This window comes from Georgenia deserti, assembly GCF_042680605.1.
GTDB classification, from domain to species: domain Bacteria; phylum Actinomycetota; class Actinomycetes; order Actinomycetales; family Actinomycetaceae; genus Allobogoriella; species Allobogoriella deserti.
Genome location: NZ_JBHUEE010000002.1, coordinates 604,989 through 629,041, shown reverse-complemented (window position 1 = coordinate 629,041; position 24,053 = coordinate 604,989). Strand labels below are relative to the sequence as shown.

21 protein-coding genes are annotated in these 24,053 nt (G+C 72.3%); 12 read left to right on the top strand and 9 right to left on the bottom strand.

Annotated elements, in window-relative coordinates; all coding sequences use genetic code 11:
• Nucleotides 1-46: 46 nt before the first annotated feature.
• The 4 genes from ACFSE6_RS06475 to ACFSE6_RS06460 all read left to right on the top strand — a co-directional run bounded on the left by ACFSE6_RS06475 (nucleotide 47) and on the right by ACFSE6_RS06460 (nucleotide 4,153).
• On the top strand, nucleotides 47-613 hold the full coding sequence (locus ACFSE6_RS06475) for a hypothetical protein (RefSeq protein WP_388003764.1): 567 nt from the start codon (nucleotides 47-49) through the stop codon (nucleotides 611-613).
• 48 nt (nucleotides 614-661) lie between these two features.
• Entirely contained in the window at nucleotides 662-1,876 is a 1,215-nt protein-coding gene (locus tag ACFSE6_RS06470; protein WP_388003761.1) for an aminotransferase class I/II-fold pyridoxal phosphate-dependent enzyme, read from the top strand.
• 101 nt (nucleotides 1,877-1,977) lie between these two features.
• Nucleotides 1,978-3,213 (top strand): NAD(P)/FAD-dependent oxidoreductase, encoded by a 1,236-nt coding sequence (locus ACFSE6_RS06465; protein WP_388003757.1) that lies wholly within the window; start codon nucleotides 1,978-1,980, stop codon nucleotides 3,211-3,213.
• A gap of 4 nt (nucleotides 3,214-3,217) precedes the next feature.
• Nucleotides 3,218-4,153 carry an RNA polymerase sigma-70 factor gene (locus ACFSE6_RS06460; RefSeq protein ID WP_388003754.1) on the top strand — a complete coding sequence of 312 codons (936 nt, stop codon included), beginning with the start codon at nucleotides 3,218-3,220 and terminating at the stop codon, nucleotides 4,151-4,153.
• Nucleotides 4,154-4,169: 16 nt separating this feature from the next.
• Here ACFSE6_RS06460 and ACFSE6_RS06455 read toward each other — a convergent pair whose 3' ends face one another.
• The 4 genes from ACFSE6_RS06455 to ACFSE6_RS06440 form a co-directional block, all read right to left on the bottom strand.
• Nucleotides 4,170-4,619, bottom strand: a complete 450-nt coding sequence (locus ACFSE6_RS06455) for an HIT family protein (protein ID WP_388003751.1) — start codon at nucleotides 4,617-4,619, stop codon at nucleotides 4,170-4,172.
• Nucleotides 4,616-5,005 carry a DUF2237 family protein gene (locus ACFSE6_RS06450; RefSeq protein WP_388003748.1) on the bottom strand — a complete coding sequence of 130 codons (390 nt, stop codon included), beginning with the start codon at nucleotides 5,003-5,005 and terminating at the stop codon, nucleotides 4,616-4,618. The genes ACFSE6_RS06455 and ACFSE6_RS06450 overlap by 4 nt, the downstream gene beginning before the upstream one ends.
• 61 nt (nucleotides 5,006-5,066) lie before the next feature.
• The gene (locus ACFSE6_RS06445) at nucleotides 5,067-5,543 is read right to left on the bottom strand and encodes a DUF4262 domain-containing protein (protein ID WP_388003745.1); all 477 of its coding nucleotides are present in this window, start codon (nucleotides 5,541-5,543) and stop codon (nucleotides 5,067-5,069) included.
• Nucleotides 5,544-5,660: 117 nt separating this feature from the next.
• Nucleotides 5,661-7,913, bottom strand: a complete 2,253-nt coding sequence (locus ACFSE6_RS06440; protein WP_388003742.1) for a helicase-associated domain-containing protein — start codon at nucleotides 7,911-7,913, stop codon at nucleotides 5,661-5,663.
• Between the two features lie 156 nt (nucleotides 7,914-8,069).
• On the opposite strand from ACFSE6_RS06440, the gene ACFSE6_RS06435 reads away from it, so the two are divergent.
• Nucleotides 8,070-8,444, top strand: a complete 375-nt coding sequence (locus ACFSE6_RS06435; protein WP_388003739.1) for a cold-shock protein — start codon at nucleotides 8,070-8,072, stop codon at nucleotides 8,442-8,444.
• A gap of 109 nt (nucleotides 8,445-8,553) precedes the next feature.
• Here the strand turns inward: ACFSE6_RS06435 and ACFSE6_RS06430 are convergent, their stop codons facing one another.
• The 4 genes from ACFSE6_RS06430 to ACFSE6_RS06415 all read right to left on the bottom strand — a co-directional run bounded on the left by ACFSE6_RS06430 (nucleotide 8,554) and on the right by ACFSE6_RS06415 (nucleotide 13,601).
• On the bottom strand, nucleotides 8,554-10,209 hold the full coding sequence (locus ACFSE6_RS06430) for a calcineurin-like phosphoesterase C-terminal domain-containing protein (RefSeq protein WP_388003736.1): 1,656 nt from the start codon (nucleotides 10,207-10,209) through the stop codon (nucleotides 8,554-8,556).
• 235 nt (nucleotides 10,210-10,444) lie between these two features.
• Complete coding sequence (locus ACFSE6_RS06425; RefSeq protein WP_388003733.1) at nucleotides 10,445-10,786, bottom strand: TraR/DksA family transcriptional regulator; 342 nt, start codon at nucleotides 10,784-10,786, stop codon at nucleotides 10,445-10,447.
• A 28-nt stretch (nucleotides 10,787-10,814) separates the two neighbouring features.
• Entirely contained in the window at nucleotides 10,815-11,813 is a 999-nt protein-coding gene (locus ACFSE6_RS06420) for an ATP-grasp domain-containing protein (protein WP_388003730.1), read from the bottom strand.
• 228 nt (nucleotides 11,814-12,041) lie between these two features.
• Nucleotides 12,042-13,601 (bottom strand): AbgT family transporter, encoded by a 1,560-nt coding sequence (locus tag ACFSE6_RS06415; protein ID WP_388003727.1) that lies wholly within the window; start codon nucleotides 13,599-13,601, stop codon nucleotides 12,042-12,044.
• A gap of 183 nt (nucleotides 13,602-13,784) precedes the next feature.
• Here ACFSE6_RS06415 and ACFSE6_RS06410 point away from each other — a divergent pair, with 183 nt between their 5' ends.
• On the top strand, nucleotides 13,785-15,203 hold the full coding sequence (locus ACFSE6_RS06410; RefSeq protein ID WP_388003724.1) for a M20 family metallopeptidase: 1,419 nt from the start codon (nucleotides 13,785-13,787) through the stop codon (nucleotides 15,201-15,203).
• Between the two features lie 179 nt (nucleotides 15,204-15,382).
• On the opposite strand, the gene ACFSE6_RS06405 is transcribed toward ACFSE6_RS06410, so the two are convergent.
• A complete protein-coding gene (locus ACFSE6_RS06405) occupies nucleotides 15,383-16,144 on the bottom strand; it encodes a GntR family transcriptional regulator (RefSeq protein ID WP_388004045.1) in 762 nt (253 codons plus the stop codon).
• A gap of 287 nt (nucleotides 16,145-16,431) precedes the next feature.
• Between ACFSE6_RS06405 and iolC the strand changes: the two genes are divergently transcribed.
• From iolC to ACFSE6_RS06375, 6 genes are all read left to right on the top strand, one after another.
• Nucleotides 16,432-17,388, top strand: a complete 957-nt coding sequence (gene iolC, locus ACFSE6_RS06400; RefSeq protein ID WP_388003721.1) for a 5-dehydro-2-deoxygluconokinase — start codon at nucleotides 16,432-16,434, stop codon at nucleotides 17,386-17,388.
• On the top strand, nucleotides 17,388-18,302 hold the full coding sequence (locus ACFSE6_RS06395) for a Cgl0159 family (beta/alpha)8-fold protein (RefSeq protein WP_388003718.1): 915 nt from the start codon (nucleotides 17,388-17,390) through the stop codon (nucleotides 18,300-18,302). Before iolC ends, ACFSE6_RS06395 begins: the two co-directional genes overlap by 1 nt.
• A 22-nt stretch (nucleotides 18,303-18,324) precedes the next feature.
• On the top strand, nucleotides 18,325-19,914 hold the full coding sequence (locus ACFSE6_RS06390) for a CoA-acylating methylmalonate-semialdehyde dehydrogenase (RefSeq protein WP_388003715.1): 1,590 nt from the start codon (nucleotides 18,325-18,327) through the stop codon (nucleotides 19,912-19,914).
• 80 nt (nucleotides 19,915-19,994) lie between these two features.
• Nucleotides 19,995-21,059 carry a 5-deoxy-glucuronate isomerase gene (locus ACFSE6_RS06385; RefSeq protein ID WP_388003712.1) on the top strand — a complete coding sequence of 355 codons (1,065 nt, stop codon included), beginning with the start codon at nucleotides 19,995-19,997 and terminating at the stop codon, nucleotides 21,057-21,059.
• 29 nt (nucleotides 21,060-21,088) lie between these two features.
• Nucleotides 21,089-22,984, top strand: coding sequence for a 3D-(3,5/4)-trihydroxycyclohexane-1,2-dione acylhydrolase (decyclizing) (gene iolD / locus ACFSE6_RS06380; RefSeq protein ID WP_388004042.1), 1,896 nt, complete (start codon nucleotides 21,089-21,091; stop codon nucleotides 22,982-22,984).
• A 115-nt stretch (nucleotides 22,985-23,099) separates the two neighbouring features.
• Entirely contained in the window at nucleotides 23,100-24,041 is a 942-nt protein-coding gene (locus tag ACFSE6_RS06375) for a sugar phosphate isomerase/epimerase family protein (protein WP_388003709.1), read from the top strand.
• The last annotated feature ends 12 nt before the right edge of the window (nucleotides 24,042-24,053 follow it).

The following is a 24,053-nucleotide window of genomic DNA, read 5'->3' as shown; positions in this document are numbered from 1 at the left end:
AGCGAACGAGGCAACGGGTGAGGAAGCACGGATAGAGGAGTCCCGAATGGCGGTGCGGGAGGCACTCCGGACCGTGATCGCCGAGTCGCGCCCGGAGGCCGTCCGGCGTCAGGAGCACGGCGACGCGGTCGCTTCTGAGGAGCTCGTCGAGTTCACGAATGTGCTGGCCGAGGAGTCCTCCGCGTTGTTGCGGGAAGCGGTTGCGGGCGCCCGCCGGCAGCGCGTGAGCTGGAGCCGTATCGGCGCACGGCTCGGCATGACCCGTCAGGCGGCGCAGCAGCGGTTCGGCCTCGGCCCGGACTCAGCCTCCGGCGCGGTCGCGACCTCACCGGACGAGGGCGAGGTTTGGCGCCTGTCACCCGTGACGGCCTTCGACGAGATGGACGAGCTCGCACGCTACGGCCGCCAGGGCTGGCACTCGATCGGGTACGGGCCCTTCTTCCATGATCTCGTCAAGGACACCGTTCAGTGGGAGCACCGGCGCGTGACGGCACTCGGTCCGCGCCGCGCCCGCATGGAGGCCGACGGCTGGCACGTCGTCGGCGATGGGTGGTTCCCGTGGACGTACTACGCCCGGCGCACCGAACGGCCGGCCGAGCCCGGCGAGCGCTGACACCGGGCGCGACTGCGGCGCCGCCGCGCCCGCCCGTACCCTCGAACCATGCACGTCTCGCAGCGATCCGCGGTCCCGGCGTTCGAGGTCATGCGCATCCTGGACCGGATCGCCGAACTTCGCGGGCAGGGACGGGACGTGGTCTCCCTCTGCGCGGGCGAGCCGTCCGGCGGCGCGCCCGCGGCCGTGCACGCCCGCGCCCAGCAGATTCACGCCGACCGCGCGGACCTCGGCTACACCCCGGCGCTGGGCGTGCACCCGCTGCGGGAGGCGATCGCCGGGCACTACCGGCGCTGGTACGACCTCGAGGTGGACCCCGGCCAGGTCGCGATCACCACCGGCTCGTCCGGCGCGTTCCTGCTCTCCTTCCTCGCCGCCTTCGACGTCGGCGACCGAGTGGCGCTCGCCCGCCCGGGATACCCGGCCTACCGCAACATCCTGGGCGCGCTCGGCTGCGAGGTCGTCGAGATCGACTGCGGGCCGGCGGAGCGGTTTCAGCCCACGCCGGCCGCGCTCGACGCCGTCCAGGCCGACGGGCCGCTCGCCGGGCTGGTCATCGCCTCGCCGGCGAACCCGACCGGGACCATGGTCAGCCGCAGCGAGCTGACCGCGCTGAGCGACTGGTGCCGCACCCACGGCGTCCGCCTGGTCAGCGACGAGATCTACCACGGCATCACCTACCCGGACGATCCGTCGGTGCCGGATGCCCGGGGCGTGTGCGCCTGGCAGGCCGAGGCTGACGGTGGCGACGCCGAGCCGTCCGCCGTCGTCGTCTCCTCCTTCAGCAAGTACTGGGGCATGACCGGCTGGCGGCTGGGCTGGGCGCTGGTCCCCGGCGACCTGCGCGGGGCCGTGGACGCCCTCGCCGGCAACGTCGCGCTGTGCCCGCCGGCGCCGGCCCAGGCCGCCTCGGTGGCCGCCTTCAGCGAGGAGTCGTACGCCGAGGCCGACGCCCGCGTCGCTGAGTTCGCCGCCACCCGCGCGTTGCTGCTGGACCAGCTCGACCGGCTGGGCTGGGGGACGGTCGCCCCGGCCGACGGTGCCTTCTACCTCTACGCCGACCTCGCCGACAAGCTCGGCGACTACCCGGACGCAGCCGCCTGGGCGGCGGCCCTGCTCGAGGGGGAGGGCGTGGCGCTGGTGCCGGGGATCGATTTCGACGGCGCCCATGGCGGCACGTACGTCCGGCTCTCCCTCGCAGCGGGCCGGGACGCGGTCGCTGAGGCGATCGAACGGATCGTGCGGTTCCAGACGCGGCAGTAGGCGTGGGCGAACGGCTACGCCAGTGCCCCAGCATGGGGGGCGTGGATCGCGGCTCGGGACGGCCGTGTCACGGCGGCAGGTGGCCGGCTCGTCTCGAGGGTATGAACACCTCGACACACACCCTGAATGCAGGAAAGAACCGGATGCGCGTGCTGGTCATCGGCGGCGGCTTCGCCGGCGGCATGGCCGCGGTCCGCCTCGCCGGCCGCTCCCGCGGCCGCGCCGACATCACCGTCGTGAATCCGCGCCCCACTCTGGTCCACCGCCTGCGGATGCACCAGGTCGCGGCCGGGCAGACCATCGCCGCCCCGGATCTGCGGACCATCCTCGGACCCCGGGTGAGCCTGCTCCAGGGCTATGCCACCGGTCTGGACCCGCAGGCCGGGCAGGTCACCGTGGCCACCGACGACGGCGAGCGGCGCGTCGGCTTCGACCGCGTCGTCCTCGCCACCGGCAGCGTCACCGAACCCGCGCCGGGTCCCGGCGGTGACCACGTCCACGCCGTCGGGGACCTCGGCTCGGCCCGCCGGCTGCGCGCCGCGTTCGCGTCGTTGCACCCCGGCGCCCAAGTCGCCGTCGTGGGCGGCGGATTCACCGGCCTGGAGACGGTCACCGAGCTCGCCGCCGCCCGTCCGGACGTGCGCGTCCGGCTCATCACATCCGGCGAGGTCGGCGGATGGTTCACCCCCGCAGGTGCCGAGCACGTCCGGAATCGGCTGCGCCGGCTCGGCGTCGAGACGGTCGGCGAGGCCCGGGCCCGGGCCGTCGAGCCCGGCCGGGTCCTGCTCGACGACGGCGCCGAGGTCCCGGCCGACCTCACCGTCTGGTGCGGCGGGTTCACGGCGCCGCCGCTGGCCCGCCAGGCCGGCCTCGCGGTGGACGAGCACGGCGCGGCGCTGACCGACGCTGCGCTGCAGTCCGTCTCGCACCCGCACGTGATGGCCGTCGGCGACGCGGGCCATGCCCCGGGCCCGCGGGACCAGCGGCACAGCATGTGCTGCCCGTTCGCGTTCTCCTCCGGGGCTCACGCTGCCGACCTGCTGGGGCAGGAGGCCCTGGGGCGCAGGTCAGGCGAACCGGCCCCGTTCGACATGGGGTATCTGGGCCGGTGCGTCGCACTTGGCCCCGGTGACGCCGTGCTGCAGCTGACCACGCGGGAGGACGTCGCCACGGGTACGCCGTGGACGGGACGGGCAACCGCCGGCTACAAGGAGTTCGTCCTGAAAGGCATCGGCCGAACTGTCTGGACCGCCCGGTACGCGCCCGGCCTCGTCCGCTGGCCCCGCGGCGCACGCACCAGCCGATCCGACGCCGCCGCCCGGACCGTGGCAGCCTGACGTGGTGTCCCGGACAGAGGAGTTCACCGAGCTGCGGCCGCTGCTCTTCGCCATCGCCTACCGGATCCTGGGCAGCGTGAGCGAGGCGGAGGACGCGGTGCAGGAGACCTGGTTGCGCTACGTCTCGACCGACACGGTCCCGCGCAACACCAAGTCCTTCCTCTCCGCCGTCGTCACCCGCATCGCCATCGACGTCCTCCGTTCGGCACGGGTCCGGCGCGAGGAGTACACCGGTGAGTGGTTCCCTGAGCCTGTGCTGGACGAGGTGTACGAGGACCCCGAGCGCTCCGCCGAGCTCGCCGACTCGGTCTCCATGGCCGCCCTGCTCCTACTGGAACGGCTCAGCCCGCTGGAACGGGCCGTGTTCGTTCTGCACGAGGTCTTCGGATTCCCCTTCGCCGACATCGCGACCGCCGTGGACCGCTCGGAGTCCGCGTGCCGGCAGTTGGCGGTCCGCGCCCGCCGGCACATGGAGGAGGGCAGGCCCCGGTTCGAGGCGGACCGCCGCGAGCATGAGGAGTTGGCGGCGCGGTTCGTTGACGCCTTCCGGGAGGGCGATGTCGACGGGCTGCGCGAACTGCTTGCCGCGGACGTGCAGATGATCGGCGACGGCGGCGGCAAGGCACCCGCCTTCGCTCGGCCCGTGTCCGGGCTGGAGAACGTCACCCGGGCCTTCGACTCCTTCGCGGCGATGCTGCCCGCCGCGAACCTCATCATCGAGCCGCATGAGGTCAATCGTCAGCCGGGCATGATCGTCCGGGATCCCGACCGCAAGGTCCTGACCGTCATGGCGATCGACGTCGCTGACGGCCGTATCCAGACGGTTCGGGCGGTGGTCAACCCGGACAAACTCGCCCACCTCGGGCCGGTCGCCGACGCCTGGGCGATCCACCGGTCCCTCGCCGAGGAACGGCGGGAGCAGCGGCGCGCCGGGCGCTGATCGGCGGGCCCGGCCGTCACCGCTCCAGTGCCTCCCGCAGCCGGGTCGCGTAATCGGCGGCCTCACCGTCGTCGGCGTACGTGGTGCGCGGCCAGAAGAACCCGCGCAGTCCGTCCCCTTTTGTCCGCGGCACGACGTGCGTGTGCAGGTGCGCGACGGACTGGCTGACCACGTTGTTCACCGCCACGAAGGACCCCTGCGCGCCGAGCCCGTCGACCATCGCCGTCGCCAGCCGCTGCACCGCAGCCAGGTACGGCGTCAGCAGGTCGGCGGGCAGGTCCGGCAGGGTGACCACGTGCCGGCGCGGCACCAGCAGCACGTGTCCCTTGAACACCGGGCGGATGTCGAGGAAGGCGACGGTCTCGTCCGTCTCCAGCACCCGGTGGGCGGGTGCGCCGTCGACGATCGCGCAGAACGCGCACGGCTTTTCGCTCGCCCCGCTCGCCGCGGACCGCCGGGTGTTCACTCCAGCCCGCTGACGTCGTCGGGAACGTCCACCGCGTAGTGCTTGAGCAACTCCAACGGCACCACCTCGAGCGCACGCTCGTGGGTGCACTCCAGCACCACCGGCGCGGCGACGCCCTCGGAGTGCGCCTGCAGCCACCGGGCCGCGACGACGCACCAGCGGTCGCCCGGCGCCAGCCCCGGGAAGCGCCACTCCGGCCTGGGCGTGAGGAGATCGTTGCCCACCCGGCGTTGCTGCTCGAGGAACTGCTGGGTCATCACCGCACAGATGCTGTGATTGCCCAGATCCGCCTCGTCGGCGACGCACCGGCCGGTCCGGTAGTAGCCGGTCACCGGGTCTTCGCCACACTCTCCCAGCTCACCGCCCAGAACGTTGCGCTCACCCATGACGGCATGATGGCAGGCCGGGCGCAGCGTCGAGGGCCGGACGGTGGTGCGCCGACGCTGCCTAAGCCGCCTGCGGGGGACTGGCGAACAGCCGTTGCCGCGCTCCGAGGTGCCACCCGGTCTGCCAGGGCCAGTTGCCGTGCTCGTCGGACCAGACGGCTTGCAGCCCGGGCACCAGCCGGGCACCGTCCGGGTTGTAGATCTCCTGTGCCGTCACCATGCAGGTGGGGTCGTCCACGCCAGCGAGGAGGATCCGGACGCCGTCGTCGCCCTCGATGACCATTCCCTCCACCAACCGCTCGTGGACGGCCACGACGTGCCCCAGCCAATTCAGCAGCTCTACGGTGACGTCCGGAGAGAGGCCGCTGACCAGGAGCTCCGGATGATCGTGGTAGCGGGTCAAGCCGACCGTGTAGCCCCAGGGCTCGTGCCTCGCGTCGCCCTCGACGAACTGGACCATCCACCCATTGCGCTCGATGAGGCCCAACTGAACCGCGCGGATCTCCTCCGACGACATGCCGTCGCACCGCAGACACATGACCACTCCTTCCGTTCGGCTCCGACGCCGGTCGGCGTCGATGCGGTCACGCTAAGGAGTCGAACAGACATTCGAGAAACGCCTGATGCTCGATCTGTGGACGCGGTGGCATCAGCGTCACGCGGTGGACGGCGTGGCGACCGAGGTGATCCGGTGGACGGCCACGGTCAGCTCCACCTCGCGGTCGAGATCCGCCACTCGAACGCGCCCGCCGTCGACACTCAGGGGCCGCACCCGGCGCCGCTCGGTCGTTCCGAGCGCACCGACGACGACGATCTCGACCTCCTCGCCGGCCGCCGCGGAGGTCCGCAGGAGTTCCAGGGCGTGGACGGGGTCGGTGGCGACCGGGCCCTCGACCGAGCGGCATTCGACGTCGCGGCGGACCTGTTCCTCCCCGGCCCGCATGCGGGCGATCGTGCGACCGAGGTCCTCGGGGTCGGGCCGTCTGGTGTACGTGCTGACCGCCGCCCCGGGGTGGGTCGGCACGGCTCCCGGCCGGCGCCGTGCAGGGACCGCCATGACGCCGTTGGCGCCCTCGGGGACCGGCCCGAGACCCGCCTGGCGCAGGACGCGCAGCACGTCGGCCGGGGCGGCGCCGGAGACCAGCACCGTGGGAGCCAGGGCTGTCAGCGACAGGCTTGCCAGCGACGGGTTCGCCACCAGCTCGGCGCCCAGGGCTTCGTCGGCCACCGTGAGATAGGCCTGCGCGGCGCCGACGCGCACCTGGCCGTGCCGTCGCGCGGCGTCGCGCACCAGGTACTCGAGGGCCTGCGGCAACGGGGTGCGCGAGTACTCCGCGAGCTGGGCGAGGAGCTCGTCCGCGCCCATCCCGGCGTCGAGAGCCCGGCGCACGGACGCGGGCGTGAACCGCACCGTCAGGCCCGACCCGCGTGACTCGACCTCGGCGCACCGCTCCAGGAGCGCGCCCAGGTCGGGCTCAGGACGGCCCGGGACGACGCCGGTCAGGTCGCCCTGGACGAGCAGCTCGCCGACTGGCTCAGGGAGCTGACCCGCGAACGCCTCCGCCACCGCGTCCTCTCGCCGTGACGCCAGCAGCTCCCGCCCCGCGCTCGTCAGCGCTCCCGCACCGGTGAGGCCGAGCAACGCCGCCTCCTCCAGGACCGCAGCGACGGTCGATTCGGGAGCCGTGGCGCGCGGACGCTGCCACGCGAGCAGTTCGTGCACCTGTTCCGGCGTGGGGGAGTGGCCGGCCGGGATCTCGGCCAGGGCGTCCAGCACCCGCCGGCGCAGCTCGACCGCCCAGCCCCGTTCCAGTGTGGGCTCGAGGACCGAACGCAGGGCGTCGTTCTCGCGGGTGCCCACCAGCCACGGCGCGCGCGCCGAGTCGAACCAGGCGAGGGCGAGCTGCGCCCACTGCAGGGGGAGCGTGTCGTCGGCCCAGTCGTGCGCGCTGCGCGCCGGGACCCACACCGGTTGGTCGTCGCCGTCCTGGCCCAGCAGTCCGGCCATGCCGGCGAGTTCGGCGAGCACAGCGGCCTGGTGCTCCTCGACGTCGAGCGCGCCGGCGGTGCGGCGCAGCTCGCGCACGCCGACGCCGCCGGCGCGGAGAATCTTGGCCGGCTCCTCCCGCCAGGTCGCCAGCAACGCGCCGACCAGTCGCACCACCTCCTCGCCGGCACGCGCACCCTCGGCGTCCACCACTGTGGCGGGCACCGAGCGATAGTCCGGCTCCGGCGGACGTGGCGGCTCGCGCCACGTGCGGCCGTCACGCGCGGCGAGTCCCACCTCTCGCGGCAGCACGAGCTGGGTGGGGGACAGGCGGCGCAGGACGCCGTGGGTGAGCAGCCAGTCGGCCCCTTCGGGGACATGCTGCGCCGTCGTCCCGACCGGCGGGCCCCAGGTCAGCGCCTCCAGCGTGCGGACGGCGGTCGAGGGCGCGCCGTCGAGAACCGCCCGGAGCGACTCGGCATCGGTCGGCGCCGGCGGGCCGTCCTGCTCGAAGGAGGCGTCGAGCTCGGCGAGCGTCGGCCCGAGCCCGGCCGGGTGCGGGCCGAGCGCCTCGGGCAGGCCTGCGAGTGGGGCCGCGTCCACGGTCAGTGCGAGGTCCTCGAGCCGGGCGAGCGCCGGCCCCGCGTCGAGCCCGACGGCGCGGGAGACGGCCTCCCGGTCGGCGCGGTCGAGCGGTGCGAGCGCGGTCACGGTCTCCGCCACCGCCAGCTCGACGGCGTTCAGCCCCGCCAGGGCGCGTTCGACGCTCGGCCGGGAGGCGGCCCGCGCCGCCAGCGAGGTCAGCGACGACGGCGCCGGGGTGGCGAGATCGGGCCGCGCCTCGAGCAGCGCGGCCAGGCTCGCGTCGTCCCGCCGGTCAAGGGCGGCGGCAAGCTCCTGGGTCCCAGCCGTCGGTGCCATCCGCTCCACATTACGGCGCCGACGCGTGGGCGTGCGTGCGAGGCGGGGCATAACGGCGCGCCCGGACGCGTTCGGCCCGGTATCCTGGAGGTCAGGACGTGGCGCCGGCTCCTGCCGGCGCCTTCATCTACGTAGAGAGAGCAAGAGGTCAGTTCCGTGCCTACCGGCAAGGTGAAGTGGTACGACGCCGACAAGGGATTCGGCTTCATCACCAGCGACGATGGTGGCGAGGTCTTCCTGCATGCGTCTGCGGTGCCCGGCGGCGCCACGCTGAAGCCGGGCACCCGCGTCGACTTCGGTATCGCCGACGGCCGCAAGGGGCCGTCCGCGCTCTCCGTCCAGGTGCTCGAGGCCCCGCCGTCGGTGGCCAAGATGCACCGCCGGAAGCCGGAGGAGATGGTCCCGATCATCGAGGACCTCATCAAGGCGCTCGATCGCGCCTCGAACCAGCTGCACCGCGGCAAGTACCCGGAGAACGGTCAGCGGATGGCCCAGGTGCTGCGGCACGTGGCCGACCAGTTCGACGCCTGAGAGAACGCGGCGACCGAGGCCGTGGTTCACGGCGGGACGAACAGTGCCCCACGGAAGCCCGTGGGGCACTGTCAGCGCCGGGGTCGGCGCTCGTACGGTCGTGGAGGAGTCAGCGTGCGGGTGGCCGTCCGGTGACCACCTCGAACTCCGTGGTCCGCTCGGTCGCGTGACCGTACGGGTCGGTGGACCGCACGGTCACGGTGTGATCGCCGGGGCGGACGTTGTTCGGCAGCGCGGCCGTCCACAGGTGGGACGATGGCTCGGGTGCGACGGGCTGCTCGTCGGTCCCCTGGTACATCTCGTGCAGGGCGGTGACGTAGGGGTCCATGGCGGGTTCCGAGAGCTGCATCGGTGCGAAGGGACGGCCGTCGATGCTCATCTCGACCGTGTGCCGCGAGCCGCCGTCGAAGACGTTCGCCGTCACCGTCGGCGTCGGCCCGTGCTCGGCGTCCCAGTCGCGCGGGTGGTACTGAACCGGCTCCGCGAAGTCGCCTGACCCGCTGGGACCACCGGGCACGTGCATGACGTCGCCCCGGCCGCCGGAGAAGCTCAGCCGCAGCTGGAAGTCGGCGGGCAGGCTGGCCGGCTGATACCTCGACGTGTAGTCGGGGCCGTCGAAGCTCATCGTGTAGTAGCCGTTGGGGTTTCCGTCGGCCATGTCGGCCGCGTGCACCCCACGCTCGTCGATGGGTCCGGTGCTCCATCCGCCGCCACGAGCCTCAGCGAGGACCTGGTGGTGGAAGGGCTCGTCGCCCTGCCAGCCGTCCTCCGGGCCGAACCAGGAGTGCCAGCTGTTCGAGGTGTCGTGCCCGGCGAAGCTGTAGACGTGCTCGCGGCCCTGGAGCAGCGCGAGGAGTTGGTCGAGATTGCCGGTGTTCACAGCTGGGGAGTCCGTGGCGCCGGTCCGAAGTGGGATATGCGTGGCAATGACGACGAGTTTGTCCTCGGGGACGAGCGCGAGGTCGTTCTCGACCCATTGAAGCTGCTCGTCGGAGAAGTGGCCGCGATAGCCCTCGTCGGGTCCGAGGTGCTCGACGTTGTCGAGGCCGATCACGTGCACGTCACCGTAGGTGAACGAGTAGTTGGTCGGCCCGAACACCGACTTGAACGTGTCGGTAGCGTGCTCGTCGGTGGGGGCGTCGTAATCCATGTCGTGGTTGCCCGGGATGTTCCACCACGGCACGCCGATCTCACTCATGATGCTGTTGTGCTCGGCGTAGAGGTTCAGCGGGTCGTTGACGACATCCCCGACCGTTAGGCCGAAAGCGGCGTCGGTGCCCACCAGCTCGTCGACGATGTCCTCCTGCAGCTGCGCAAGCTCGCCTGAGGTGGTGGTCTGCGTGTCAGCGAAGACCACCGCGTCGAAGACGTCGGGCTCCTCCTCCTGCGGAACGAGCGCGAAGTCGACCGACTCCGGGAGTGGCCCGGTGGGCTCGATACCGCCGTAGCGCAGCTCGTGGGGAGTCCCGTTCGGGTAGTGGCGGTAGTAGAACTGTGGGAGCTGGTCGTCGTCGACCGGGACCATGTACCCCGCCGGCTTCGAGACGAAGATGATGGTCTCGTCGTCCACAGGCAGGGCATACCTGCCGTCGTCGTCGGTGGTCACGACATCGAGACCGTTGGAGACGGCGACGTCCGGAATGCCGGGCTCACCGGCGTCGCGCCGGCCGTTGTCATTGCGATCCTCGTACACGACGCCACGGGCGGTCTCGCCGGACGGGACAGATCCCGACGCAGAACCAGGAACGAGGACGGCCGCCGTCACGGCCACAGCGCAGCCGGGGAGTAGACGCCTGAGCATGCTGAGGTTTTCCGATCTCCTTGATGACGTTTGACGTCACCGGACGCTAAGGCGCGCGGGGGAAGACTGGTAAAAGGGACGGGAAAGTGCCGATAAACGTTCGGCACACACCGACCGTGCACGGCGGCCCAGTAGGCAGCGACGTGGTCCGATTCGACAGCGTCGGCCTGGCCCGGGACTCGCCCGGGAGGGGCGCCGTTCAGCCTGCGTGCTGCACGCACCGCGTCGTGGCCGGCCGGACCTCGAGCCGTGCCGCAGGGATCGCCTGGCCGCAGACCTCGCACCGTCCGTAGCTGCCGGCGGCCACCCGCTCGAGGGCGGCGAGCAGCTCCGCACGCTCGGCGGCGGCTCGCGCCACCATGGCCCCGGCCTGCTGCCGTTCCCAGGCGAGCGTCGCGCCCTCCGGGTCGTGCTCGTCGTCGGAATTCGCGTCACGCGCCGCCTCGACGATCCCGTCGACGAGCCGGCGCTGCCCGGCCAGACGCGCCTCGACCTCGGCGAGCCGCGAGCGAAGCCGCGCGGCGGCGTCGTCCTCACTCATCGGCTTGCGCCCACGGCTCCGCGCCAGGTCAGCCCGCGGCCGTGACGCCGGCCGACTGCGGGTACGCCTGGTGCAGCAGACCGCCGAGGTAGCGCGCGATCTGCCGCGGACCGGATCGCTGTGCCACGGCCTCGACCTCGGCGTTGTAGTTGGTGTTGGTGTTGACGTCGTACGTCAGCAGGCGACCGTCGGCCGTCTCGATGAACTCGATCCCGGCAATCTCCACGCCCACCCGGCGCAGGAACTCCAGGTACTGGCCGACGATCGGGTGAGCGTCGAAACCCTCGCGCAGGGAGAACAAGCTCTGGCCGGGCTCGGGCGCGAGCGAGGCGCCCGGCGGGATGATCGGCTTGCCGGTGTCTGGGTCGACGGCGCAGGCATCGGCTGGGCAGAGCTGGAAGCCGCCCCGGATGGTATCTGCGTAGATCGCGTAGACGAACTCGCCGCCGACCAGCTCCACACGGGTGATGGCTCCGTTCGCCGGCGCGGCGTACTCCTGGATGAGCGTGATCCCATCCTCCGGCTCCTCGAACTCCTCCGAGCGCACGTAAGCCTCGAGGTCGGCGACGTCGTCGAACCTGCGCACTCCCAGGCCCTTGCCGCCCTGGTTGTGCTTGGTGACGAACGGTGTCGGGAAGCCCTTCGCGGCGGCGAGGATCTGCTCGCGCCCGACGGCGGCGACCGTCTTGGGCGTGGCAATGCCGGCGGCCCGCAGATGGGAGAGCTGGTCGACCTTGCTCATCTCGAGCTCGAGGACCCGGCGGCCGTTGACCACACGTCGACCGTGCGCTTCCAGCCAGGCCAGGACCGCGCGCGTGTAGTCCTTGCTCAGGTGGTGCTCCCGGGTGTGCGACGACGCGCTGATCCGGGACCAGAAGATGCCCTCGGGCGGTTCGGCGTCGAGGTCGAGCGTGCCCTCGGTGAGCAGCCACTCCTCCATGGGCAGGCCCTCAGCGGCGAATGCCTCGGCGAACGGCGGGAACCACTCGGGGTTCTCGTGCAGGGCGTAGATCTTCGGCTGGGTCACGGCGGTCCTCCGGGTCGGGTCACCTGTGTACGTCCAGCAGGCCGGGCCGCCGGACTATTCCGAGCGCGACGGCGCCCTCCCCGCCGAGAGCGGCGGCGCCCTCCCCGCCGAGAGCGGAAACCTGTGCCTTGAGCGGACGTTCAAACAACCGCTCTTGACTCAACTGTCCGCTCTCGGCGGGCCGGCGGGCCGGCGGGACGTGGGGCAAAGGACGCGGGCGGGAACGGGTCAGCCCTCGAGGAAGATGCCGTTACCCGGGCCGATCGGCAGGTCGAGGACGAAGAACACCGTCAGGATCGCCGCCCACACCAGCCAGAAGCAGACGGTGAACGGCAGCAGCCGGGCCATGACCGACCCGAGACCGGCTTCGGGCTCCCACCGGCGCAGGTACGCCAGCAGCACCACCATGTACGGGTTCAGCGGGGTGATGATCTGGGTCGCCGAGTCACCGACGCGGAAGGCCGCCTGGGTGAACGCCGGCTCGTACCCGATCAGCGCGAACATCGGCACGAAGACCGCGGCCATGATCGTCCACAGCGACGAGCCGGAGATGATGAACAGGTTCAGCACCGACGCCAGGACCAGGAAGCCGAGGATCGCGCCGTAGCCGGTCATGTTGATCGACTCGAGGAAGCTCGCGCCGGCCACCGCGATCCATGAGCCCACCTCGGTCCAGGTGAACAGGGCGATGAACTGACCGAGGATGAACGCCACGACGAGGAAGCCGAGCATGTCCTGCAGCGCCTGGCCGAACATCTTCGGCACGTCCTCGAACGTCGTGATCGTCCGGACCACGACGCCGTAGGCGATGCCGGGCACGATGAACAGCGTGAACACGAGGAAGACGATGGAGTCGAGCAGCGGCGAGGACGGCAGATAGCCGCCGTCCTCGTTCCGCCAGGGCGAGCCGGGCACCAGCACGGCCGCCGCGAGCGCGGCGGCGGTCACCGCCAGGGCGATCAGCGCGACGACCAGAGCGCGGCGCTCCCGCGGGGTCGAGTCGGCGGTGAGCTCGTCGCCGCCCTCGTGCGCTCCGTCGTCGAGCCGGTCCACCGAGACGCCCTGCCGCACCAGCCGAGGCTCCAGCACCTTGTCGATGAGGAAGCCGGCCACGGCCGCGAGGAACAGCGCCGAGACGATGTTGTACCACCAGTTGGAGACGGGGGTGACGGGGGCGCCGGGGTCGGACAGGATCCCGACGACCCCGTCCGTGATGCCGGCGAAGAGTGCGTCGATGCTGGTGACGAGGAAGTTGGTCGAGTAGCCGGCGCCCGCCGCGGCGAACCCGCCCAGCAGGCCGGCCACCGGGTGGCGACCCGCCGCCCGGAAGACCATGGCCGCCAGCGGCGGGATGACGACGAAGGCCGTGTCCGACATGACGTTGCCGGCCACGCCCACGACGCCGACCGCGTAGGGCAGCGCCCACCTCGGTGCCGATCCGAAGACTGCCCGGATGACGCCGGACAGCAGGCCGGACTTCTCGGCGACTCCGACGGCAAGCAGGATCGGCAGCACCGTGACCAGCGGAGGGAACCCGATGTAGTTCGCGCCGAGGTTCTCCGTCAGCCAGGTCAGGCCTTCCGCGGTGAAGAGCCCGTTGATCTGACGCACCTCGTCGCTGTCCGGCATCTGCACCGTGACGCCCGCCCAGGCCATGACGCTGGAGACCAGGGCGACGAGGCCGAACAGGATGAGGAACAGGGCGAACGGTTCCGGGAGCTTGTTGCCGACGCGTTCGATCTGCGCGAGGAACCGGTCGGTGCGGGTGGTGGTCACTGATGTGCTCAACGGGGCGCCCTCCCTCGTGCTGCCCGGTCATCGGCCTGCCCGGCCTTCGGCTTGGCGCAGAGTGTGCCCTACGCACGTCCCGACGGATCCGGCGTGCCCGGTCGTGTCTCAGATCGCAACCGGGCCCGTCGTGCAGGTGTTCCGCCGCCGGTGCCGGCGATGGCACCTCCTTACGATGGCGCTATGAGCCGGCCGACCCCGCCCTCCAGCGCCTACCTCGACCACCTGGCCGACGAGACTGCGGCGCGCACCCGGGTGATGGCGGGCCGGGACGACGGCGGAGGGGCCTCGGGCGGCACGGCTGAACCTTCCGGTGTGCGCGATGACGAGCCCGCTGGCGCATCCGCAGCCGACCGAGCCGGGGCGCCACCGGCCCTCGCGACCGCCGTCGAACAGGCGGTGGAGCAGCTCCGGCCGGAGCTCGGCAAGGTGGTCGAGACGCTCCACGCCCACCCGGAGACCGCATTCGCCGAGCACCAGAGTGCCCGGCTCCTCGTCGATCTGGTCCGTCGTCACGGCATCCCCGCCGAGCTGGGGGTGCACGGCGTCGAGACCGCCTTCCGTGCCGAGCTCGGTACCGCGCCGTCGTCGGGCGAGGGTGGTCCGACCATCGCCATCTGCGCCGAGTACGACGCTCTGCCCGGCATCGGCCACGCCTGCGGCCACAACGTCATCGCGGCGGCCGGCGTCGGTGCCTTTCTCGCGCTGCGCGAGGTTATGTCCGGCCACGACGCGCCGGCCGGCCGCGTCGTCCTGCTCGGCACGCCGGCGGAGGAGGGACACAGCGGCAAGGAGGTCCTCGCCCGGCACGGTGCCTTCGACGACCTCGACGCCGCCGTCATGGTCCACCCCTACCCGCATGACGTCGCCGAGCAGGTCTGGCTCGGCCGTCGGCTCCTGACCTGGACTTTCACCGGTCGCGCTGCGCACGCCTCGGCCCAACCGTTCATGGGTCGCAACGCGCTCGACGCCGCCAACCTGGCCTACCAGGGGATCGGCCTGCTACGGCAGCAGATGCCGCCCGTCGACCGCATCCACGCCACCGTCGTCGAGGGCGGCACCAGCCCGAACGTCATCCCGGAACGTGCCGTCATGCGGCTGTACGCGCGCTCGAAGTACCCGGACACGCTCAAGGACCTCTCCAGGCGCCTGGACGACGTTGCCCGCGGGGCCGCCCTGATGACCGGCACCGAGGTGGAGATCGCCTGGGACGACGGCGCTCTGCCGTCCCTGCCGGTCCGCACCAACCAGGCGCTCACCCGGCGCTGGGTCGCCGCCCAGCGCCGCCGTGGGCGCGCTCCGCTGCCCGGCGGGGTGCTGTCCGAGACCGTCGCCGCGTCCACCGACTTCGGCAACGTCAGCTACCGGATCCCGGGGATGCATCCGCTGATCAAGATCGCCGAGCCCGACGTCGCGCTCCACACCACCGGCTTCGCCGCGGCGGCGGCGAGCCAGGCGGCGCACGACGGCGCCGTCGACGGTGCCGTCGGCCTGGCGCTGACCGCGCTGGACTATCTCGTCGACCCCGGTATCCGGGACGCCGTCCACGCCGAGTTCGCCGCCCAGGGGGGCGCGATCGACGTGCCGCACTACTTCGACTGACCGCGAGCCGAACGCCTCCCTCCCGCACGGTGGCCGGCCCGCGACTCGTCAGTCCTGTGCCGACTCGTCATCGGTGTGCCCACTTGTCAAAGTTGTGCGAAGAGATCTCTCGACGTCGAGAGATGACAACTCGGCACAAGAGTGACGACTCGGCGCCCGGGCGGGGGCGGGGAGGCGAGCTACTTCGCGATGAGGGTCGTCGCGAAGTTGTACATGTCCGGCCGGTAGCAGTGCTGCCCGTACTCGACCGCCCGGCCGCTGGCGTCGTAGGCGATCCGTTCCATGGTCAGCACCGGGCTGCCGGAGCCGATGTCGAGGAGCTCGTCCTCGTCGTCCTGCTCGCGCCGGGCGCCGATCTGCTGCTTGGCTACCCGGATCGTCACGCCGCGGGCGCGCAGGATCTGGTACAGGCCCTGGGTCTCGAGCTGCTCGGTCGTCACGTCGGCGAAGGCCGACGTCAGGTAGTTCTCCAGCACGGCGACCGGCACGCCGTCACTGGTGCGTCGTCGTCGGAGATAGACGACGTCGGTGCCCGGCTCGACGCCCAGATTCTCCGCGACGCGGTCCGTCGCGGGCCGTAGCTCGTGGGTGAGGACGGTGGTGCCCGGCTCGTGGTGCGAGCTCTGCAGGTCCTCGTACAGGCTCGTCAGCTCGACCTGCCGCGTGAGCTGGCCGTGCACGACTTGGGTGCCGACGCCCCGCCGCCGGACCAGCAGACCTTTGTCGACCAGCTCCTGGATCGCCCGGCGCACGGTCGGGCGGGAGAGGCCGAGCCGCTGTCCGATGCCGATCTCGGTCTCCAGCCGGGATCCGGCCGGGATGCGCCCCTCCCGGATCGCCGTCTCCAGGCGATTCGAGATCTGGAAGTACAGCGGCACCGGGCCGGTCCGATCGAGATCGGCGAACAACTCGTCCGGCCACACGACGTCGTCGCTCACCAGTGACCTCCGTCCGTGACCTTCCACGTAATGTCGGGACAACCCTACCTAGTGCCGCGTTTGTCTCCGCAGCCGGGCGGAAGTCCGGCTGCCCGCTGCTAGTGGTGCCCAAACGAGCGATCTACTGCACTTCTGGGCACAACTACGGGTTGCGGCTGAGGGTGAGGGCACGGCCGAGCGTGAGGGACGCGGCCAAGAAGGCGCATTGTCTGGCCAGCAGGGGTGTTGCTCACCAGCGAGCAAGGGATATTGTCCTGACATTCCATCGATGTCGACGGACGGGCGGGAGCATGGCCGGCGGACCACCACAGACGGACCTCGTGGCGATGGGGCGCCTCGGCGTCGACCTCTACCCGCTGCAGGACGGCGTCGGCCTCGAGGACGTGCGGACGTTCGGCAAGTACCTCGGCGGTAGCGCCGCCAACGTCACCGTCGCGGCCGCGCGCCACGGGCTGCGCGCGGCCCTCGTCTCCCGGGTGGGCGAGGACCCGTTCGGCCGCTACCTCCTCCGCGAGCTCGCCGACCTCGGTGTCGACCCGCGGTTCGTCTGCGTCGACCCGGCCCTGAAGACGCCGATCACGTTCTGCGAGATCTTTCCGCCGGACCACTTCCCGATCTACTTCTACCGCGAACCCAAGGCCCCCGACCTCAACGTCGCACCCGACGACCTCGACCTGGAGGCCGTCCGCGGCGCGCGCATCTTCTGGGTCACCGTCACCGGCCTGAGCCGCGAGCCCAGTCGTGCGGCCCATCACGCGGCGCTGACCGCCCGCGGCCGGACCCCGCACACCGTGGTCGACCTCGACTACCGCCCGGTGTTCTGGCCGGAGCCGGGCGAGGCCACCGCGCAGATCGCCCGCGTGCTCGAGACCGCCACGGTCGCCGTCGGCAATCGCGAGGAGTGCGAGGTCGCGGTCGGCGAGACCGAGCCGGACCGGGCCGCCGACGCCCTGCTGGAGCGCGGCGTAGAGCTGGCGATCGTCAAACAGGGCCCGAAGGGCGTCCTCGCCAGGACCGCCGAGGAGACGGTGGAGGTCCCGCCGTACGCCGTCGACGTCGTCAACGGCCTGGGCGCCGGCGACGCTTTCGGAGGCGCGCTGTGCCACGGCCTGCTCTCCGGCTGGGACCTCGAGCGCGTCCTCCGGTTCGCGAACGTCGCCGGTGCCATCGTCGCCGGGCGCCGCGAGTGCTCGACGGCGATGCCCGCCACCGCCGAGGTCGAGGCGCAGCTGCCGGGGGACGGCTGATGGTGCCCAGCCCGCTCACCGGTGAGGCGTTCGCCCGGCTGCGCGAGACGCGCGCCCGCCGACCGGAGGAGATCGCCGGCGCGCTGGCCGCCCGCCGCCGCCGGGAGGTCCTCGCCGACGACGGCCGCCTGCTCGTCGTCGCCGCCGACCACCCCGCTCGCGGATCCCTCGGCGTCGGCTCGGACCCGGCCGCGATGGCCAACCGCTACGACCTGCTGGACCGGCTCGCCGTCGCACTCTCCCGGCCGGGCGTCGACGGCGTCTTGGCGGCCCCCGACGTCGTCGACGACCTCGCCGCCCTCGGACTGCTGGAGGACCGCGTCGTCGTCGGCTCGATGAACCGCGGGGGCCTGCGCGGCTCCGCCTTCGAGATCGACGACCGCTACACCGGTTACGACGTCGCCTCGATGGTCGACGCCGGCGTGGACGTGGCGAAGCTGCTGCTGCGGATCGACCGCGCGGACAGCGCCACCGCGTCCGCACTGGAGGCCGCCGCCCGCGCGGTCACCGCGGCCGCCGCCGCCCGGCTGCCGATCATGCTGGAACCGTTCCTCAGCCGCTGGGAGAATGGCCGGATCGTCAACGACCTGAGCACCGACGCCGTGATCGAGTCCGTGGCGATCGCCTCCGGACTGGGGGCCAGCAGCGCCTACACCTGGATGAAGCTGCCGGTGGTCGCGGACATGGAGCGCGTCCTCGAGGCGACGACGCTGCCCACCGTGCTGCTCGGCGGCGACTCGTCCGACCAGGAGGGGACCTTCGCCGCCTGGGAGCGCGCACTCGACCTGCCCGGCGTGCGCGGCCTGACCGTCGGCCGCACCCTGCTGTACCCGCCCGACGACGACGTCGCCGGGGCCGTCGACCAGGCGGCCGGCCTGGTCCACCCCACCCGGGCCGCCACCCCAACCCGCTGACCCGCGAATCGAGGAGACTGACATGAGCACCACCGACGCGGCATCCACCGCCCGTGCCGCCGGCGGGGCCGACGCCCGCGGCGCCGCCATCTGCGACGACGCCGGCGTCCCCGTCATCGGCCACTGGATAGACGGCGCCACCTACGCCCCGGACGGCGGCCGCACCAGCGCGGTGCACAACCCCGCCACCGGGGCCGTCACTGCCCACGTCGCGCTCGCCGACCAGACCGAGATCGACGCCGCGATCGCCTCCGCCGAACGCGGGTACCGGACCTGGCGCGACTACTCGATCGCCAAGCGCCAGGCCGTGCTGTTCGCGTTCCGGGAGCTGCTCGAGGCCCGCAAGGGCGAGCTCGCCGATCTCATCACCGCTGAGCACGGCAAGGTCCGCTCCGACGCGCTCGGCGAGATCGCCCGCGGCCAGGAGGTCGTGGACCTGGCCTGCGGCTTCCCGAGCCACCTCAAGGGCGACTACTCCGAGAACGCCTCGTCCGGCGTCGACGTGTATTCGCTGCGCCAGCCGCTCGGCGTCGTCGGCGTCATCAGCCCGTTCAACTTCCCCGCCATGGTGCCGATGTGGTTCTTCCCCGTCGCCATCGCGGCCGGCAACGCCGTCGTCCTCAAACCCAGCGAGAAGGACCCCTCGGCCTCGCTGTGGCTGGCCCGCCTCTGGCACGAGGCCGGCCTGCCCGACGGTGTCTTCACCGTGCTGCAGGGCGACAAGACCGCCGTCGACGGGTTGCTGACCAGCCCGGACGTGCAGTCGATCTCGTTCGTCGGCTCCACCCCGATCGCCCAATACATCTACGAGACCGCCGCCAAGCACGGCAAACGCGTCCAGGCGCTCGGCGGCGCGAAGAACCACATGCTCGTCCTGCCCGACGCCGACCTCGACCACGCCGCCGACCAGGCCGTGAGCGCCGGCTACGGCGCCGCGGGGGAGCGGTGCATGGCCGTCTCCGTGGTCCTCGCCGTCGAGCCTGTCGCCGACGAGCTCGTGGCCCGTATCCGGGACCGCATCGGCCGGCTGCGGGTCGGCGACGGCGCCGGCGGCCCCGACGGCGAACCCGACATGGGTCCGCTGATCACCGGCCAGCACCGCGAGCGGGTCGCCGGGTACGTCGACATCGCCGAGGCCGACGGCGCCAAGATCGTCGTCGACGGCCGCGGCTACACCGTCGAGGGCCGCGAGGACGGCTTCTTCTTCGGCCCCACGCTCATCGACGACGTCCCGACCACCTCCCGCGCCTACACCGAGGAGATCTTCGGGCCGGTTCTCGAGGTGGTCCGCGTCGAGTCCTTCCAGGACGGCGTCGAGCTCATCAACTCCGGCGCGTTCGGCAACGGCACCGCGATCTTCACCGCCGACGGCGGAGCCGCCCGCCGCTTCCAGCACGAGATCGAGGTGGGCATGATCGGCATCAACGTGCCCATCCCGGTCCCGGTGGCCTATCACTCCTTCGGCGGCTGGAAGTCCTCCCTGTTCGGCGACGCCAAGGCCTACGGCGCCCACGGCTTCGACTTCTTCACCCGGGAGAAGGCGATCACCAGTCGCTGGCCCGACCCGGCCACGCGCAGCGGCGTCGACCTCGGCTTCCCGCAGCACGACTGAGCCGGACACCCGATCTGACCCGCCACACCGACCCGACCCGGACACCCCGAGCGCGGAGGCGCGGACCCGAAGGAGGGCAGATGAGCCAGGACCGCTGGTTCCACCGCCGCGGAGCACTCGCCCGCGGCGACTGGCAGTCCGTGGTGGACAGCACCACGCCCGGCTGGGCACACACCGGGCTCGCCGTTGTCGAACTGACGCCCGGCACACCGGCGGCGCTCGACGACGACGGCGTGGAGCGGATCGTCATTCCGCTGGCCGGCTCGTGCACGGTCACCCACGCCGAACCGGAAGCGGCCGGGCCGACGACGACGCATCTCGCCGGGCGCGCCTCGGTCTTCGACGGGCCCAGCGACGTGCTCTACCTGCCCGCCGGCGTCACCGGGTCGATCCTCGGCGAGGGGCGGGTCGCCGTCGCGTCCTCCCCGACGAACGAGGTACGGCCGGCCCGGTACGTCGCCGCCGAGGAGACGCCCGTCGAACTGCGCGGCGCCGGAGCCGCCAGCCGCCAGGTGCACAACTTCGGCACGCCGCCGGTGCTCGACGCGGCCCGGCTCATCGTGTGCGAGGTGATCACGCCGGCCGGGAACTGGTCCTCCTACCCCGAGCACAAGCACGACACCCGCGTCCCCGGCGAGGAGGTCCGCCTGGAGGAGATCTACTACTTCGAGTCCGCGCCCGAGGCGGCGGCGGAAGCCGCCGCGGCCGGTGGGGCCGGTGGGGCTGCCGGCACCGGACCCGGCGGGGACCCGGCGTCCGGTGCCGATGGCGGGCCGCGTGCCGGTTCCTGTGCCGGGCCGCGTGCCGGTTCCGGTGCCGGGCCGCGTGCCGGTGCCGGGCCGCGTGCCGTCGACCCGGACACCGCGTTCGGGCTGTTCAGCACCTACTCCTCGCCTGCGGGCGAGATCGAGATCAACGCCGTTGTGCGGACGGGAGACATCGCCCTGGTCCCCTACGGCTACCACGGCCCCGCCGTCGCCGCCCCCGGCTACGACCTCTACTACCTCAACGTTATGGCCGGACCGGACCCGGAACGCGCCTGGCTGATCAGCGACGACCCCGCCCACGCCTGGATCCGCGAGACGTGGCCGGCCCAGCAGACCGACCCCCGGCTGCCCTACGGCGCCAAGGAGGACCCGCAGTGACCAGAGGACCCGCAGTGACCACCCGACGCATGACCGTGGCCCAGGCACTCGTGGAGTTCCTGGCCCACCAGTGGACCGTCGACGGCGACATCCGCGAACGCACCGTGCCCGGCGTCATCGGCATCCTCGGCCACGGCAACGTCGCCGGCGTCGGTCAGGCGCTCAAGCAGCTCAACGACGACCGGCCCGACCTCATGCCCTACTACCAGGCCCGCAACGAGCAGGCCATGGTCCACCAGGCCGTCGGCTACGCGCGCATGCGCCGGCGCCGGGCCACCTTCGCCGCGGCCGCCTCCGTTGGACCGGGCGCGACCAACATGCTCACCGGCGCCGCGCTGGCCACCACCAACCGGCTGCCCGCCCTGCTGCTGCCCAGCGACACCTTCGCCACCCGCGTCGCCGACCCCGTGCTGCAACAACTCGAACAGCCCTGGGACACCGGCCTCAGCGTCAACGACGCGTTCCGGCCGCTGTCGAAGTTCTTCGACCGCGTCCAGCGCCCCGAGCAGCTCTACTCCATCGCGCTGTCCGCCATGCGGGTGCTCACCGACCCCGCCGAGACCGGCGCGGTGACCATCGCGCTGCCCGAGGACGTCCAGGCCGAGGTCCTCGACGTCCCCGAGGAGTTCCTCGCGCCGCGGGAGTGGCACCTGCGCCGCCCGCTACCCGAGCCCGGCCCGCTCGCCCGCGCCGTCGACGCCATCCGCGGCGCCCGCCGCCCGCTCGTCGTCGCCGGCGGCGGCGTGCTCTACGCCGGCGCCGAGGACGCCCTGCGCAGTTTCGCCGAGACCACCGGCATCCCGGTCGCCACCACCCAGGCCGGCGGCGGCGCGCTCGTCTGGGACCACCCCGCCAACCTCGGCGGCGTCGGCGCCACCGGATCCCTGGCCGCGAACCGCACCGCCGCCAAGGCCGACGTCGTCATCGGCATCGGTACCCGCTACAGCGACTTCACGACGGCGTCCCGCACCGCCTTCCAGCACCCCGACGTCACGTTCGTCAACCTCAACGTCGCCCCGTTCGACGCCCACAAGCACGGCACCGCGCTGCCGCTCGTCGCCGACGCCCGCGCCGGGATCGAGGCACTCGCCACCGAGCTGGCCGGCCACCGGATCGAGGCCGGCTACGCCGAGCAGCTCGCCCGGGAGAAGGCCGGCTGGGACAGCGTCGTCGACAAGGCCTTCACCCCCTCCGGCCGCGACGTCCCCGGCCAGCCGGAGATCATCGGCGCCGTCCAGCGCGCCAGCGACCCGCAGGACGTCCTCGTCCAGGCCGCCGGCTCCCTCCCGGGGGACCTGCAGAAGCTGTGGCGGGTGCGCGACCCGCTCGGCTACCACGTCGAGTACGCCTACTCCTGCATGGGCTACGAGATCGCCGGCGGCCTGGGCGTGCGGCGCGCCGTCGACGCCGCCGGCGAGGACCGCGACGTCATCGTCATGGTCGGCGACGGCTCCTACCTCATGCTGCACAGCGAGCTGGTCACCGCCGTCGCCGAGAACCTCAAGATCATCGTGGTGCTGCTGCAGAACCACGGGTTCGCCTCCATCGGCAACCTCTCCGAGTCCGTCGGCTCCGAACGGTTCGGCACCCGGTACCGCCGCTACGACCCCGCCGCCCGCAACTTCCAGCGCGGGGACGTCCTGCCCGTCGACCTCGCCGCCAACGCTCGCAGCTACGGCCTCGACGTCCTCGAGATCGACCCCACCCCGCGCGCCATCGAGGACCTCGGCGAGGCGCTCACCGCCGCGAAGGCCGCCGACGGCCCGACCCTGATCCACATCAACGCCGACCCGCTCGTCACCGCCCCCGACGGCGAGGGCTGGTGGGACGTGCCCGTTGCCGCCGTCTCGACCGTCGACGCCACCCGGGCCGCCCGCGAGACCTACGTCGAGCAACGCGCGCGCCGGCGCCCGCTGCTCGGATGACCCGCGTCCGCCCGCCCAGCCGGGCCCCGGCCCGCCCGAGCCCCACGATCCGGCGCCCTCGATACCCACACACCGGCACCGGCGCCCACCTCAGCCCCGACGTCAAGGAGACACCATGACCGCCGCCCCCGCCGCGTCCGCCGCGCGCGAGAACCCCGGCCTGCGCATCGGGACCGCGCCCTGCTCCTGGGGCGTCTGGTTCCCGGACGACCCCAGCCAGATCCCCTGGCAGCGGTTCCTCGACGAGGTCGTCGAGGCCGGTTACACCTGGATCGAACTGGGCCCCTACGGCTACCTGCCCACGGACCCGCACCGGCTCGCCGACGAGCTCTCCGGCCGCGGCCTCCAGCTCGCCGGCGGCACCGTCTTCACCGGCCTGCACAAGAGCGACGAGGAGTGGCAGCGCGCCTGGGACCAGGCGGTCGAGGTCGCCGGCCTCGCCGCCCAGCTCGGCGCCGAGCACATCGTGGTCATCCCCGACCTGTGGCGCAGCGACGCCACCAGCGAGGTCCTCGAGCCGCGCACCCTTTCCGACGAGCAGTGGACCAAGCTCGCCGCCGGCCACGACCGTCTCGGCAAGGCGTTGTACGAGGAGTACGGGCTCAAGCAGCAGTTCCACTCGCACGCCGACAGCCACGTCGGCACCACCCGCGAGGTGCTGCGCTTCCTCGACGAGACCGACCCGCGCTACACCAACCTGTGCCTGGACACCGGCCACTTCGCCTACTACGGCGGCGACAGCCTTCGGCTCATCGAGGAGCGCCCTGAACGCGTCGGCTACCTCCACCTCAAGCAGGTCGACCCTGCGCTGCTGTTCGACGTGCTGAAGAACGACGAGCCCTTCGCCGCGGCCGTGGCCCAGGGCATCATGGTCGAGCCGCCGCACGGCGTGCCCGAGCTCGGCCCGATCATCGAGGCCGTCGCCCGGATCGACCCGGACATCGTCGCCGTCGTCGAGCAGGACATGTACGGCTGCGAGGCCGACCGTCCGTTCCCGATCGCCCGGCGCACCCGCGAGCACATCCTTGGCTCCACCCACCTGGCCCGCATCCGATGACGGCGGACCGGC

Bases quoted from the DNA above. Each gene is read 5' to 3' on its own strand.
- iolC (WP_388003721.1), top strand. From the start codon at position 16,432: ATGGCCGGCGGACCACCACAGACGGACCTCGTGGCGATGGGGCGCCTC.
- ACFSE6_RS06410 (WP_388003724.1), top strand. From the start codon at position 13,785: ATGAGCCGGCCGACCCCGCCCTCCAGCGCCTACCTCGACCACCTGGCC.
- iolD (WP_388004042.1), top strand. From the start codon at position 21,089: ATGACCGTGGCCCAGGCACTCGTGGAGTTCCTGGCCCACCAGTGGACC.
- ACFSE6_RS06375 (WP_388003709.1), top strand. From the start codon at position 23,100: ATGACCGCCGCCCCCGCCGCGTCCGCCGCGCGCGAGAACCCCGGCCTG.
- ACFSE6_RS06385 (WP_388003712.1), top strand. From the start codon at position 19,995: ATGAGCCAGGACCGCTGGTTCCACCGCCGCGGAGCACTCGCCCGCGGC.
- ACFSE6_RS06465 (WP_388003757.1), top strand. From the start codon at position 1,978: ATGAACACCTCGACACACACCCTGAATGCAGGAAAGAACCGGATGCGC.
- ACFSE6_RS06470 (WP_388003761.1), top strand. From the start codon at position 662: ATGCACGTCTCGCAGCGATCCGCGGTCCCGGCGTTCGAGGTCATGCGC.
- ACFSE6_RS06395 (WP_388003718.1), top strand. From the start codon at position 17,388: ATGGTGCCCAGCCCGCTCACCGGTGAGGCGTTCGCCCGGCTGCGCGAG.
- ACFSE6_RS06445 (WP_388003745.1), bottom strand. From the start codon at position 5,543: ATGTGTCTGCGGTGCGACGGCATGTCGTCGGAGGAGATCCGCGCGGTT.
- ACFSE6_RS06475 (WP_388003764.1), top strand. From the start codon at position 47: ATGGCGGTGCGGGAGGCACTCCGGACCGTGATCGCCGAGTCGCGCCCG.
- ACFSE6_RS06390 (WP_388003715.1), top strand. From the start codon at position 18,325: ATGAGCACCACCGACGCGGCATCCACCGCCCGTGCCGCCGGCGGGGCC.
- ACFSE6_RS06440 (WP_388003742.1), bottom strand. From the start codon at position 7,913: ATGGCACCGACGGCTGGGACCCAGGAGCTTGCCGCCGCCCTTGACCGG.
- ACFSE6_RS06425 (WP_388003733.1), bottom strand. From the start codon at position 10,786: ATGAGTGAGGACGACGCCGCCGCGCGGCTTCGCTCGCGGCTCGCCGAG.
- ACFSE6_RS06450 (WP_388003748.1), bottom strand. From the start codon at position 5,005: ATGGGTGAGCGCAACGTTCTGGGCGGTGAGCTGGGAGAGTGTGGCGAA.